This is a genomic window from Pseudomonas salomonii, assembly GCF_900107155.1.
GTDB lineage: Bacteria > Pseudomonadota > Gammaproteobacteria > Pseudomonadales > Pseudomonadaceae > Aquipseudomonas > Aquipseudomonas salomonii.
Genome location: NZ_FNOX01000013.1, coordinates 173,788 through 186,903, shown reverse-complemented (window position 1 = coordinate 186,903; position 13,116 = coordinate 173,788). Strand labels below are relative to the sequence as shown.

At 62.7% G+C, this 13,116-nt stretch carries 10 protein-coding genes; 6 read left to right on the top strand and 4 right to left on the bottom strand.

The features are described 5' to 3' along the window. Positions 1–41: 41 nt before the first annotated feature. The 4 genes from BLV67_RS26585 (at position 42) to BLV67_RS26570 (ending at position 6,529) form a co-directional block, all read left to right on the top strand. Positions 42–2,441: a hybrid sensor histidine kinase/response regulator gene (locus BLV67_RS26585; RefSeq protein WP_069786456.1), complete on the top strand. Its 2,400-nt coding sequence runs from the start codon at positions 42–44 to the stop codon at positions 2,439–2,441. A gap of 69 nt (positions 2,442–2,510) precedes the next feature. Continuing rightward, positions 2,511–4,163, top strand: a complete 1,653-nt coding sequence (locus tag BLV67_RS26580) for an acyl-CoA dehydrogenase family protein (protein ID WP_065911216.1) — start codon at positions 2,511–2,513, stop codon at positions 4,161–4,163. Between the two features lie 186 nt (positions 4,164–4,349). Then, positions 4,350–5,822 carry an AMP nucleosidase gene (gene amn, locus BLV67_RS26575; RefSeq protein WP_162232034.1) on the top strand — a complete coding sequence of 491 codons (1,473 nt, stop codon included), beginning with the start codon at positions 4,350–4,352 and terminating at the stop codon, positions 5,820–5,822. Between the two features lie 71 nt (positions 5,823–5,893). Then, positions 5,894–6,529: a pseudouridine synthase gene (locus BLV67_RS26570; RefSeq protein ID WP_069786457.1), complete on the top strand. Its 636-nt coding sequence runs from the start codon at positions 5,894–5,896 to the stop codon at positions 6,527–6,529. On the opposite strand, the gene BLV67_RS26565 is transcribed toward BLV67_RS26570, so the two are convergent. Together BLV67_RS26565 and BLV67_RS26560 are read right to left on the bottom strand one after the other, a co-directional pair. Then, the gene (locus BLV67_RS26565) at positions 6,524–6,733 is read right to left on the bottom strand and encodes a DUF2788 domain-containing protein (protein ID WP_025999909.1); all 210 of its coding nucleotides are present in this window, start codon (positions 6,731–6,733) and stop codon (positions 6,524–6,526) included. The two genes, BLV67_RS26570 and BLV67_RS26565, sit on opposite strands and share 6 nt — an antisense overlap. Positions 6,734–6,937: 204 nt before the next feature. Then, positions 6,938–7,417 carry an Lrp/AsnC family transcriptional regulator gene (locus tag BLV67_RS26560; protein WP_003194418.1) on the bottom strand — a complete coding sequence of 160 codons (480 nt, stop codon included), beginning with the start codon at positions 7,415–7,417 and terminating at the stop codon, positions 6,938–6,940. A gap of 443 nt (positions 7,418–7,860) precedes the next feature. Here BLV67_RS26560 and BLV67_RS26555 point away from each other — a divergent pair, with 443 nt between their 5' ends. Next, positions 7,861–8,919: a DUF6515 family protein gene (locus tag BLV67_RS26555; RefSeq protein WP_058420178.1), complete on the top strand. Its 1,059-nt coding sequence runs from the start codon at positions 7,861–7,863 to the stop codon at positions 8,917–8,919. Here BLV67_RS26555 and BLV67_RS26550 read toward each other — a convergent pair. Both BLV67_RS26550 and BLV67_RS26545 read right to left on the bottom strand, forming a co-directional pair. After that, on the bottom strand, positions 8,916–9,809 hold the full coding sequence (locus BLV67_RS26550; protein WP_069786458.1) for a cation diffusion facilitator family transporter: 894 nt from the start codon (positions 9,807–9,809) through the stop codon (positions 8,916–8,918). The two genes, BLV67_RS26555 and BLV67_RS26550, sit on opposite strands and share 4 nt — an antisense overlap. 8 nt (positions 9,810–9,817) lie before the next feature. Continuing rightward, positions 9,818–10,237, bottom strand: coding sequence for a polyribonucleotide nucleotidyltransferase (locus tag BLV67_RS26545; protein WP_065911212.1), 420 nt, complete (start codon positions 10,235–10,237; stop codon positions 9,818–9,820). A gap of 254 nt (positions 10,238–10,491) precedes the next feature. Between BLV67_RS26545 and hrpB the strand changes: the two genes are divergently transcribed. After that, a complete protein-coding gene (hrpB, locus tag BLV67_RS26540; protein ID WP_069786459.1) occupies positions 10,492–12,999 on the top strand; it encodes an ATP-dependent helicase HrpB in 2,508 nt (835 codons plus the stop codon). Positions 13,000–13,116 lie beyond the last annotated feature (117 nt).

The window sequence follows — 13,116 nt, the reverse complement described above, 5'->3', positions numbered from 1 at the left end:
GGGGGCTTTTGACATAACCGGACAGGCCACGCTGGGGCTCTATGCGCTATTTGCTGATCTTTTTATTGTGCGGGCTGCCGATGCTCGCCGGCGCCATCGAGTTCAACCCGGACACTCGGAGCCTGCCGCTGGGCCGCGTCATGCAAGTACTCGAAGACCCAACCGACGCCCTCACCATCGCCGATGTCAGTGCTCCTGCCTACGCCGCCCAATTCAAAACCCATGACAAAACCACTCTCAACGCCGGCTATTCACGCTCGGTGTTCTGGCTCAAGGTCGACCTGCATTACACCGCCACTGACCCCCGAGCCCCGCGCACCTGGTTTCTGGAGTTGGCGTACCCGCCGCTTAACGAACTCGACCTTTACCAGCGCGACAGCACCGGCAATTACCGCCTGACCAGCCGCACGGGCAGCAGCCTGGCGTTTTCCAGCCGTGAAGTGCGCCAGGCCAACTACCTGTTCAAGCTCAATTTCGTGCCCGACCAGCAGCAAACCGTGTACCTGCGCCTGCAAAGCCAGGGCTCGATCCAGGCACCGCTGACGCTCTGGTCCGCCACCGCGTACATGGAGCAGCAGCCTCTGCGCCTGTATGTGTTGGGGGCGATCTATGGCGTGTTACTGGGGATGCTGGTCTACAACCTGTTCATCTATTTGAGCGTGCGCGACACCAGCTACCTGTATTACATCCTTTATATCGCCTCGTTTGGCCTGTACCAACTGTCGGTCAACGGCGTAGCGGTAGAGTATTTTTGGCCGAACGACCCATGGTGGGCGAACGCGGCGGTGCCGTTCCTGATTGGCTCGGCGGCGTTGTTCGGCAGCTTGTTCGCGCGCAGTTTCCTGCACACCGCGCAGCACAGCCGCTGGCTTGATCGGGTTTTACTGGCGCTGGCAGCGGCCGGCGCGTTGGTCATGGTGCTGGCGCTGCTGACCAGCTACGCCGTGGCCCTGCGGCTGGCCACGGGGTTGGCGCTGGTGTTTACCGTGACCATCTTTGTGGCCGCCATCAAGGCCTGGTATTGCGGCCAGCGCATGGCGCGTTACTTCATCATCGCCTGGTCGGCATTCCTGCTGGGCGGGGTGGTCAATACCCTGATGGTGTTGGGCTACCTGCCGAATATGTTCCTCACCATGTACGCCAGCCAACTCGGCTCGGCCATCGAAGTGGCGCTGTTGTCCCTGGCCCTGGCGGACCGCATCAACGGCATGCGTGAGCAACAGGCGCAGATCCTGTTTGACGCCAGCCAGAAGCTTGAAGTGCTCAATCAGCAATTGGCACGCAGTAACCGCCTTAAAGATGAGTTCCTCGCCACGCTGACCCACGAGTTGCGCACCCCAATGAACGGTGTGATCGGCTCGTTAGAGCTGATGCAAACCGTGCCGCTGGACGACGACCTTACCCAATACCAGCAAACCGCCGCCGGTTCGGCGCGGGACATGATGCGCATGGTCAACGGCATTCTCACCCTGACCGAATTGCAAGCCGGGCGCCTCACCGCCCAGCCCCAGGTCTTCAGCCTGCGCGGCACCCTCGACACCTTGCGCCAGCAATTCACCGCCAGCGCCAAGAGCAAAGGCCTGGCGTTTTCCATCGACGTGGCCGATGAACTGCCGGACCGGATGATCGGCGATGCCGGCAAACTTACCCAGTGCCTGGACTGCCTGCTCGACAATGCCTTCAAGTTCACCCACGAAGGCGCGGTGCGCGTGCGTGTGGTAGGTGTGCCCCACAGTGACGGCGAGCTGCGCCTGAGCTTTATTGTGACCGACAGCGGCATCGGCTTCGCTTTCCTCGATGAGGCCACGCTGTATCAGCGCTTCTTCCAGGTCGACGGTTCGATGACCCGCGAATACGGCGGCCTGGGCATCGGCCTGGCGATTTGCCGGCAGCTGATAGAACTGCTCGGTGGGCGTTTGACCCATCATTCCGAACTTAGCAAGGGCAGCCGCTTTCAGCTGGACATCAGCGTCGACGCGGTGCCGCCCGAGCCCAAACCGGCAACGCACAAACCCCATGCGCAACGAGCGCCCCAGGAGTGCACCGTGCTGTTGGTGGATGACAACAGCGTCGGCCAATTGGCGGTACGCGGCATGCTGCTCAAACTGGGTTACCGGGTGAAAACCGTGGATAACGGCCCGGCCGCCTTGGCGCTCTTGCAGGACGATACGTTTGAAGCGGTGCTGCTGGATGTGTCTGAAGGCGGCTTCTCGTTGTGCTGTCAGATTCGTGCGCTACCCGGCTGCGGCGAACTGCCGGTGATTGCCCTGAGCACCTCGCTGCACGCCCCGGATCGCGAACGCTGCCATGGGGTCGGCATCACTGATCGCCTCAGTAAACCCGTGCGTTTCGAGGCGCTGCAAACGGTGCTGGAGCGGCGCCTGCTGTGCCCGTTAGAGGGCGAAAGCGCCGAGCAATCGGCGGGTATGCCACTTTTTTAAGCCCGATGACGGTGCTTAACTGAAATTCAGGCCTCAACTGCACGTGGCCTATTTTCCAGGAGGCCCGTCATGAACCTGCACCCGTTTGCCGAAACCCACGACGTCACCAACCAGCCGCCGTCCCTGGACGGTACCAACCTCTATCGTATCGACCTGCCCTTGCAAGAATGGTCGCGCCGCTTTGGCGCCGGCTGGGCGCAGGCTCGAATCGATGCATATGGTGCGCTGGCGGGCGGGCCATTGATGGCGGCGGGGTTTTTGGCGAACCAGAACAAGCCGGTGTTCAACAGCCATGACCGCTACGGCCATCGCATCGACCTGGTGGAGTTTCATCCGGCTTATCACGAGCTGATGCGCACCGCCATCGAGCATGGCCTGCCATCGCTGCCGTGGGCGCATCCGCAGCCCGGCGCCCATGTGGCCCGCGCCGCCATGACCTACCTGCACAGCCAGGCCGAAGCCGGCAGCGGTTGCCCGCTGACCATGACCTTCGCCTGCGTCCCGGCCCTGCACCTGCAACCGGACCTGGCGCAGACCTGGCTGCCGAAAATCCTCAACACCGAATACGACCCGCGCAACGTCGGCATCGCCCACAAAGCCGGCGCCACCATCGGCATGGCCATGACCGAGAAACAGGGCGGCACCGACGTGCGCGCCAACACCACCCGCGCCTACCCGGTGGGCGCCGGCGGCCCTGGCCAGGCCTATGAGCTGGTCGGGCACAAGTGGTTCTGCTCGGCGCCGATGTGCGATGCGTTCCTCACCCTGGCGCAGACCGACAAAGGCCTGACGTGTTTCCTGTTGCCAAGGCATCGCCCGGATGACACCCGCAACCAGTTCTACATCCAGCGCCTGAAAAACAAACTCGGCAACTGCTCCAACGCCTCCAGCGAAGTGGAGTTCCGTGGCGCCCTGGCCTGGATGGTTGGCGAAGAAGGCCGGGGCGTGCCGACCATTATCGAGATGGTCGCCATGACTCGTTTCGACTGCATGGTCGGCTCCAGCGCCTTGATGCGTCAGGCGTTGACCCAGGCCAGCCATCATTGCGCCCATCGCTCGGTCGGCGGTCGCGTGCTCAGTGAACAACCATTGATGCAAAACGTGCTGGCCGACCTGGCGCTGGAGAGCGAAGCCTCCCTGGCCTTGAGCATGCGCATGGGCCGGGCGCTGGACCATCTGGATAACGAACAGGAAGCCAAATTCGCCCGGCTGGTGACGGCGGTAGGCAAGTATTGGATCTGCAAGCGCGCGCCCGCCATGATCAATGAGGCCGCCGAGTGCATGGGCGGCGCCGGTTATGTCGAGGACAGCATCTTGCCGCGTCTGTACCGTGAGGCGCCGGTGAATTCGACGTGGGAAGGTTCCGGCAATGTGCAGTGCCTGGATGTGCTGCGCGCCTTGTCCAAAGAGCCGGGCGTGTTGGAGGCGTTGTTTGTCGAACTGGGCGATGGGCATGGCGACACGCAACTGGCGGGGCATATCGAGCAATTGAAGTCGGCGTTTATGGATACCCAAGACATCCAGTACCGCGCCCGGCAGTTGACCGAGGACATTGCCGTAGCGTTGCAGGCCAAGCTGTTGCTGGAGGCCGGGAATGCGGTGGTCAGCGATGGGTTTATCGCCAGCCGCCTCGGGGCATCGTCCGGCCGGGTGTACGGCACCTTGCCGCGCGGGGTGGATGTGGCGGCGATCGTTACCCGTTCAACTCCACAATCCCTCTGATTGAACACGGTCAAAATGTGGGAGCTGGCTTGCCTGCGATGGCGGTGTATCAGTCACTGAGTACTTGGCTGATACACCGCCATCGCAGGCAAGCCAGCTCCCACCTTTAAAAGCAGCATTCCAATTCCGGTGTTTCAGTGAGCCTGGGATACAGGCAAGATAAAGGCCTGCAAGTCAGAACACAGGATGCTTACCGTGACCGAAGCTTTTGTTGTCGTTCAAACCGCCGAAGAAGCCGTGGACCGGCTGGCCGCTCTGCATGAGCGCGCTACCGGTGCGCTTAATCAAGCCCTCAAGCAATACCTCAAGGACCGCGTCGAGCCGGACGCCGAACAACGCGCGCTGTTTCGCTACCCGGAACTGCGCCTGACCTACCACTGCCACGGCGAAGTCCCACAGACCACCCGCGCATACGCCAAGGTGCAATTGCCGGGAACCTACAGTGTCACCGTCACTCATCCGGCGGCGTTCCGTAAGTACCTGCTGGAGCAACTGGTGCCGTTGATGCATGACTTCACCGTGACGGTGGAAGTCGGCGTGAGCCAGCAGAATATTCCGTACCCGTATGTGGTGGAGCAGGGTGATGAACTGGCTGGCTCCGGCGTTACCGCTGCGACCCTCGCCCGTGTGTTCCCCAGCACCGACTTGTCCGCCGCCACCGACGGCATTGCCGATGGCCTCTACGACTGGGAAAACACCGACCCGCTGCCACTGGCGCTGTTCGATGCGGCGCGCGTGGACTTTTCCCTGCGCCGGCTGGTGCACTACACCGGCAGCGACTGGCGCCATGTGCAGCCGTGGATCCTGCTGACCAACTACCACCGCTATGTGGACCAGTTCATCCTGCATGGCCTGGAGCAACTGCGCAGCGACCCGCGGTTTATCCGCATGGTGCTGCCGGGCAACGTGATCATCGACAAGAGCATGGACCACGGCGAAGCCTCGGCCATTGCCGCAGGCGTGGTGTGGCACCGTTACCAGATGCCGGCCTACCACCTGCAGGCCACTGATGGCCACGGCGTGACTCTGGTGAACATCGGCGTCGGCCCGTCCAACGCCAAAAACATCACCGACCACCTGGCCGTGCTGCGCCCGCATTGCTGGCTGATGATCGGCCATTGCGGCGGCCTGCGCCAATCCCAGACCATCGGCGACTACGTATTGGCTCACGCGTATATGCGTCGCGACGGGATTCTCGACCGCGTCGTGCCGCCGAACATCCCGATCCCGGCGCTGGCCGAAGTGCAGATGGCCCTGCAGCAAGCCGCTGCCAATGTCACCGGCGAAAAAGGCGAAGAGCTTAAAAAGCGCCTGCGCACCGGCACTGTGCTGACCTACGACGACCGCAACTGGGAACTGCGCTGGGCGCAAGAACGGCCGCTGATCAACCTGTCCCGCGCGGTGGCGGTGGACATGGAAAGCGGCACCATCGCGGCCCAAGGTTATCGCCTGCGTGTGCCATACGGCACCTTGCTGTGTGTTTCGGACAAACCGCTGCACAGCGAGATCAAGCTGCCGGGTTCGGCCAACGCGTTTTATGAGCGTGCGGTCAGCCAGCACTTGAAAATCGGCATCGAGGCGGTGGATCTGTTGCGCACCGAACTCAACTCGCTGCACTCGCGCAAACTGCGCAGCTTCGACGAACCGCCGTTCCGCTAAGCGGTTGGGATGGTCATTTAGCGGTCAGGCCACTAGCATTGTCGGTCCTGACCGTTAGATGTTCCTTTGCCATGTCCCGTCCTACCCGCCCCGATGCGCGCCGCCCTGGCGTGAAACCCCCGAACTCCGCAGCACGGCGTGTCGCCAAGGCGCCACCGGCCGAGCCGAAGTTGATCCTGTTCAATAAACCCTTCGACGTGCTGACCCAATTCAGCGACGAAGGCGGGCGCGCGACCCTCAAGGACTTTATCGATATCCCCGGCATCTACCCGGCCGGGCGGCTGGACCGTGACAGCGAAGGCCTGCTGCTGCTGACCAACGATGGCCAGCTACAGGCGCGCATTGCCGACCCCAAGCACAAGCTGGCGAAAACCTACTGGGTGCAAGTTGAAGGCGAGCCCACCGAAGAGCAGCTGCAACGCCTGCGTGACGGCGTAGAGCTGAATGACGGCATGACCTTGCCTGCCCAAGCGCGGCAGTTGGACGAACCCGAACTGTGGCCACGCAACCCGCCGGTGCGCTTTCGCAAAAGCGTACCGACGTATTGGCTGGAGTTGGTCATCCGTGAGGGGCGTAACCGCCAGGTGCGGCGCATGACTGCGGCGGTGGGCTTGCCGACCTTGCGCCTGGTGCGTGTGCGTATTGGTGACTGGTCGATCGATGGCCTGGACCAAGGCCAGTGGAAGGCAGTGCCGGCGCGTTTATAAAGCGCCGGACTCGATCAGCCCGATCACCACGCTTTTGATGATGAACGCGGCCACGCCCAGGCCCAGCACGAAAAACAGGATAAACGACCCAAAGCGCCCGGCCTTGGATTTCTTCGCCAGGTCCCAGACGATAAAGCCCATGAAGATGATCAGGATCGTGACCAGGCCGGTCATCATCCATTCTTCAAAGAGGGCGGGGTCGATGTTGTTCATGGGGATTTTTCCGACAGGGCAGGCGGCAAGTATAAGGCAGCGTCAAAGGTACAACATTGATCTGGATCGAAGTGCAATCCAAATGTGGGAGCGGGCTTGCTCGCGAATGCAGTTTATCAGTCACATCTTCAATAACTGACAGACCGCATTCGCGAGCAAGCCCGCTCCCACAGGGTTTATGCATCGCTCCTGAGGTCAAGTACGCAGATGCGTCAACGGTAACTCGGTGCTGTTGAGCACCTGGTTCAGCACAAAGCTCGACCTTACGCTGGTCACGCCTTCAATCCGGGTCAGATGCCCCAGCAGCAATTTCTGGTAGTGGTCCATGTCCGGCACCACCACTTTCAACTGATAGTCCGCATCCATCCCGGTGACCAAACTGCACTCCAGCACTTGCGGCAGGGTGCGGATCGCCGCTTCGAAATTCTCGAAACGCTCAGGCGTGTGACGGTCCATGCCGATCAGTACATAGGCCGTAAGGCTTAAGCCCAGCATCTTGCGGTCGAGCAGAGCGACCTGACGCGCAATATAACCGTCGTCTTCCAACTGCTTGACCCGGCGTGAGCACGGCGACGGCGACAGGCCGATGCGTTCGGCCAACTCCTGGTTGGAGATCCTCGCGTCGCGCTGCAATTCCGCCAAAATACTCAGGTCGTATCGGTCAAGCTTGCTCATTGGGTTGGCCTTTGTCGTAACTATTGCGGTGAATTATCCATGAAGGGTTAAAAATTGCGCAAGCACTGTTTATTGACGCAATCTTCGCAATCATCTGTCGGGCGTTGGCCTGTATCTTTATCAACAGAATCACCGCCTGGACAACAGTCCATTGCAGCTCGCCCAATCAGGCCTGCTGCGGCCGCCGCCCCAGCAGGGTTGAGCCGGCCTCCAGGCTGCACACTGTCCACAAGACGGCGTGAGGTGAGCCAACGTCAAAAGCGTTGAGCCAGGACGAAATTCTCAAGGGGTGGCCGACGGGTCGCCCCTTTTTCTTTGTCTGCGCGTTTACCTCAAAAAATACTTCTCGTGACTGATAACCTGTCTCAGAACCGGGTGAGGCTTTTCCAGTCTCATGCAGTAAGGCCGGACACTCCAGGCCCTAATCCGCAGTGAGGAATAGCATGAAGCGCATCTGGCGTATGGCAGGTGTAGGTTTGCTGATGGTCAGCGTCGGCACCCAAGTGATGGCCGACGACCCGCGCTATGAAGGCGGTGGTCAGCATGAAAGAGGCCCGGAAGGCGGGCGTGGCAATGAACAGGCGCGCCCGCAGAATAACCAGCCGCGCCCGCAGAACACTCAACCGCGTCCGGAAAACAACCCACCGCGCCCGCAGAACCCGCATTTTGATCGCGCCGAGCAACAGCAGCACGGCGGTGGGCAGTGGCAAGGTCGGCCGCAAAATAACGAGCAACCGCGGCCGGCACCGCAACCTGCGAACAACCTGCCGATCCAGGGCCGCCCGGACACGGTGCGGCAAACCCAGGAACCGCGCCAGGGCTACTATCAGGACATCCCGCGCCGTAACGATGGCAACCAGCACTGGCAGGCCGGCAATGGCCCAGGCCCGCGTCCGGGCGGCGGCTTTAATAACGGGCACCCCAATGACAACCGCTGGCCGGGCCGCCCTTCAGGGCACGGCAATGGCTGGGGGCCAGGTCCGCAGTATCGCCCGGGTTACATGGTCGACCGTTTCCCCGACCGCAATTACCGCGTGCCTTACCGTGGCCAGGATTACTTCTTCTCCGGCGGCTACTGGTATCGCCCGCAAGGCCCGCGCTACGTGGTGGTGACGCCGCCCTACGGGATCCGTGTGCAATACCTGCCGGACTACGCACGGGAAGTGTGGGTGGGCAGCGCGTTGTTCTTCCTCGCGGCGGGTTCCTACTACACCTATGAAAACGCTACCCAGCAATACGTCGTTGTGCAACCGCCGACCGAAGTGCCGGCGCCACAACCCGCGCCGCAGGGCAACGGCTATGACGTGGTGGCCTACCCGGCCAACGGCCAGTCACCGGCCCAGGTGCAGCAGGACGGCTACGACTGTTATCGCTGGGCGGTGCAGCAAAGCGGTTTCGACCCACGCACTGTCACCTACGCCCCGGACCCGGCGGTGGTGCAAACCTACCGCCAGGCCCAGGGCAACTGCCTGACCAGTCGCGGCTATCAGGTGCAGTACTAGGTTTTGTTGCCCGTCACCACTTCCCGCGGGTCGGCGTGCACCAGCACTTCGGCACGCGGGTAAGCCTTGTGAATGGCATCGGCGGCCTGGTCGCTGATGCCGTGGGCCACTGACAGGGTCAATTCCCCCGGCAATTCCAAATGCAACTGCACAAACCAGTGGCTGCCGGAAATACGCGTGCGCAAATCATGCGCACCCAGCACGCCCGGCACATTGCGCGCCAACTCCAGCATGTGCTGGCTGACATCCGGCGGCAGTTCCTCATCCATCAGCACGGCAAAGCTCTCGCGGGCGATCTGGATCGCGCTCCACAGGATATACGCGGCAATACCGAGGCCGAACCACGCATCCACCTGATGAAAGCCAAAACCTGCCAACACCAGTGCCACCAAAATACTGCCGTTGAGCATCAAGTCGGAGCGGTAGTGCAGGGAGTCGGCGCGCACGGCGTTGGAGCCGGTTTCGCGGATCACTCGGTGTTGCAGCATCAGCAGCGCCACGGTCATCAGCAGCGAAAACACGATGACGCCAATGCTCAACCACGGCGCGCCAACCGGTTCCGGGTGCTGCAAGCGCTGGTACGCCTGAACGGCGATCAACACCGCACTGCCGGCGATAAACAACGCCTGGGCCATGCCCGACAGCGATTCGGCCTTGCCATGCCCATAACGGTGATCGTCATCGGCCGGGCGCAGCGCGTAATGCACCGCGAGCAGGTTCAACAGCGACGTCACGCCGTCGAGCAGCGAGTCGGTCAACCCGGCGAGCATGCTCACCGAGCCGCTGAACCACCAGGCGATGGCCTTGGTGATAATCAGCGCACAGGCCACGCCCACCGAGGCGCGGGTGGCCAGGCGCAGGAGCCTGGCGTGTTCGGGGCTGCTGGTCATACGGATCCTTAAGCGGCGGGCTGCAGGCCCAGGGACGCGAGTTGTTGCACGCTACCCTTGAACTGGAGCATGCGCGGATCGTCCAGCGGCAGCTTGCGGCCGGTTTCTTTCTCAATGATGGATTGCAGCTTGGCGTTGTCGACCTTGCCGTCGGCGCCGATGGCTTCGTGCAGTTTTTCCGGCGCGACTTGGGCGGTCTTGCCTGGTTCGTAGTAGATGGCGCCGGTGGCGAAGTCCACGCCAAAGGCGATCAGGCCCGGGATCACATAAAACAGCAGGCCCACGGCGTCGAGCACGGCAATGGCCGGGTCGATTTTGCCGTCGATCTGGCCACGGCGGTCCGGGTAGAAAATCGAGCCGCAGGCCGTCAGTTGGCTCAGCAGGGTGACGGCGAGAACACCGCCGATAACACGGGAAGCGATACGCATAAAATGCTCCTGAACACTTGTGAAAGGTGACTATAAGCCAGATCTACCAGGCGACGATGCTCAAATGTGGGAGCGGGCTTGCTCGCGAATTGCGGTGGGTCAATCAACATATATATCAACTGACAGACTGCATTCGCGAGCAAGCCCGCCCCCCCATTTAACCGTGTTCCCAAGGGGACCGGAGGGTGTTTATGAGACCATCACCGGCATCCCTCAGTTCGCCGTTATACTCGCCGCTCTGCTTTGGAGCCAGTATGAATTCGTTGCCGATTGATGATGTTTTACCCGCCCTGCGTGACGCCTTGGCGAATCGCCATGAGGCCGTGCTGGAAGCGCCGCCCGGTGCCGGTAAAACCACCCGTGTGCCGTTGGCTTTATTAAATGAGCCTTGGCTGGCCGGGCAAACCATCCTGATGCTCGAACCTCGGCGCCTCGCCGCGCGAGCGGCTGCCGAACGCCTGGCCAGTGAGCTGGGTGAAAAAGTCGGTGAAACCGTCGGCTACCGCATCCGCCTGGACAGCAAAGTCGGGCCCAACACCCGCATCGAAGTGGTCACCGAAGGCATTCTCACGCGCCGGCTGCAAGACGACCCGGCACTGGACGGCGTGGGGTTGCTGATTTTTGACGAGTTCCACGAACGCAGCCTCGACGCCGACCTGGCACTGGCCCTGAGCCTCAACGGCCGCGAGCTGTTTCGCGACGAGCAACCGCTGAAAATCCTGCTGATGTCCGCCACCCTCGAAGGCGAGCGCCTGGCGAGTCTGCTGAACGACGCGCCGATCCTGCGCAGCGAAGGGCGCATGTTCCCGGTGCAGATGCGCTGGGGGCGGCCGTACCAGGCCGGTGAGTTTATCGAGCCGCGCGTGGTGCAGACCGTCCTCGACGCGGTGCAGGACCAAACGGGCAGCATTCTGGTGTTTCTGCCCGGGCAGGCCGAGATTCGCCGGGTCAATCAACAACTGGCCGACGCCTTGGGTGATCGCCCTGATGTGCTGCTGTGCCCGCTGCATGGCGAACTCGACCTCAACGCCCAGCGCGCCGCCATCGACCCGGCGCCCGCCGGCAAGCGCAAAGTGGTGCTGGCCACCAACATTGCCGAGACCAGCCTGACCATCAATGGCGTGCGCGTGGTGATCGACGCCGGGCTGGCGCGGGTGCCGCGTTTCGACCCCGGCAGCGGCATGACCCGCCTCGACACCCAACGCATTTCCCGCGCCAGCGCCACCCAGCGAGCCGGCCGGGCAGGGCGCCTGGAACCGGGCGTGTGTTATCGCCTGTGGTCCGAAGACCAGCACGAAGGTTTGGCCGCCTACGGCAGCGCGGAAATCCTCGCCGCCGACCTGGCGGGCCTGGCCTTGCAACTGGCGCGCTGGGGCGTGACGCCCACGCAACTGGTGTGGCTGGACGTGCCGCCGACTGCCGCGTATGCCCAGGCCCAGGATTTGCTGGTGCGCCTTGGCGCGCTGAACGACGACACGCTCACCGCCCATGGCCGGAAAATGGTGGAGTTGCCCGCGCACCCGCGTATCGCCCACTTGTTGCTGCGCGGGCAGGACCTGGGGCTGGCCGCGACCGCTTGTGAGGTGGCGGCCTTATTGGGTGAGCGCGATATCTTGCGCGGCGGCGGTGCGGATTTGCACACTCGCCTGGCATTGATGTCGGGAGAAGAACGCGCGCGTGGCACCCAGGGCGGCGTGCAGCGCGCCAAGCAACTGGCCCGTCAGTACCGGGGCTACTTGCGCGGCCAGCCGACTCAAGCGGTGGCCGACCCCGACCACCCGCGCTGGCTCGGCGCCTTGCTGGCGCTGGCCTACCCCGACCGCGTCGCCCAGCAACGCCGCCCCGGTGGCGCCGAATATCGCCTGGCCAACGGCCGCGCCGCGCTGTTCGCCGAGGCCGACAGCCTGATGAAGCAACCGTGGCTGGTGATCGCCGACCTTGGCAGCCGCCAGGGCCAGCGCGAAGAGCGCATCTACCTCGCGGCGGATTTTGACCCGGCGCTGTTCGACAGCGTGCTGGCCGAGCAAGTGCGCACGGTCGACCAGCTTGATTGGGATGAACGCGAAGGCGTGCTGCGCGCCGAACGCCAACGCAAAGTCGGTGAGCTGGTGCTCAGCCGCGAGCCGCTGACCGGCCTGGATGAGTCCGCACGCAGCCAGGCACTGGTCAACCTGGTGCGCCGCAAAGGCCTGGAGCTGCTGCCGTGGACGCCCGAACTGCGCCAGTGGCAGGCGCGCGTCATGCTGCTGCGCCAGCTGGACGCGGGTAAAACCAGCGAATGGCCGGATATCAGCGACAAAGCCTTGCTGGCCGATTTGGAGCATTGGCTGATGCCCTACCTGGGTAAAGTCTCGCGCCTCAGCCACTTTTCTAATTTGGATATTTCCAGCTTCCTGCACAACCTGCTGCCCTGGCCGCTGCCCCAGCGCCTGGACGAGCTGGCGCCACAGCATGTGAAGGTGCCCTCGGGCTCATCGGTGCGCTTGGACTACAGCGAACAGCCGCCGATTCTGGCGGTGCGCTTGCAGGAATTGTTCGGGCTGGCGGACACGCCGCGCATTGCCGGTGGGCGCCAAGTGGTCAAGCTGCACCTGCTGTCCCCGGCACGTCGGCCGGTGCAGGTGACGCAGGACCTGGCGAACTTCTGGCGCAGTACGTATGCGGAGGTGAAGAAGGATTTGAAGGGAAGATACCCCAAGCATTACTGGCCGGATGACCCCTTGGTGGCCGAACCTACCGCCCGGATCAAACCCCGAAAGTAGGTGATGTGAAGATCCAATGTGGGAGCGGGCTTGCTCGCGAAAGCGGTGGTTCAGTTGATACATGTGCTGACTGACACACCGCCTTCGCGAGCAAGCCCGCTCCCGCATGGGGTGTAG

What these genes read in the sequence shown, in the direction of transcription:
- BLV67_RS26585 (WP_069786456.1), top strand. Translation starts at nt 42, where the DNA reads ATGCGCTATTTGCTGATCTTTTTATTGTGCGGGCTGCCGATGCTCGCC.
- BLV67_RS26580 (WP_065911216.1), top strand. Translation starts at nt 2,511, where the DNA reads ATGAACCTGCACCCGTTTGCCGAAACCCACGACGTCACCAACCAGCCG.
- amn (WP_162232034.1), top strand. Translation starts at nt 4,350, where the DNA reads ATGCTTACCGTGACCGAAGCTTTTGTTGTCGTTCAAACCGCCGAAGAA.
- BLV67_RS26570 (WP_069786457.1), top strand. Translation starts at nt 5,894, where the DNA reads ATGTCCCGTCCTACCCGCCCCGATGCGCGCCGCCCTGGCGTGAAACCC.
- BLV67_RS26560 (WP_003194418.1), bottom strand. Translation starts at nt 7,417, where the DNA reads ATGAGCAAGCTTGACCGATACGACCTGAGTATTTTGGCGGAATTGCAG.
- BLV67_RS26555 (WP_058420178.1), top strand. Translation starts at nt 7,861, where the DNA reads ATGAAGCGCATCTGGCGTATGGCAGGTGTAGGTTTGCTGATGGTCAGC.
- BLV67_RS26550 (WP_069786458.1), bottom strand. Translation starts at nt 9,809, where the DNA reads ATGACCAGCAGCCCCGAACACGCCAGGCTCCTGCGCCTGGCCACCCGC.
- BLV67_RS26545 (WP_065911212.1), bottom strand. Translation starts at nt 10,237, where the DNA reads ATGCGTATCGCTTCCCGTGTTATCGGCGGTGTTCTCGCCGTCACCCTG.
- hrpB (WP_069786459.1), top strand. Translation starts at nt 10,492, where the DNA reads ATGAATTCGTTGCCGATTGATGATGTTTTACCCGCCCTGCGTGACGCC.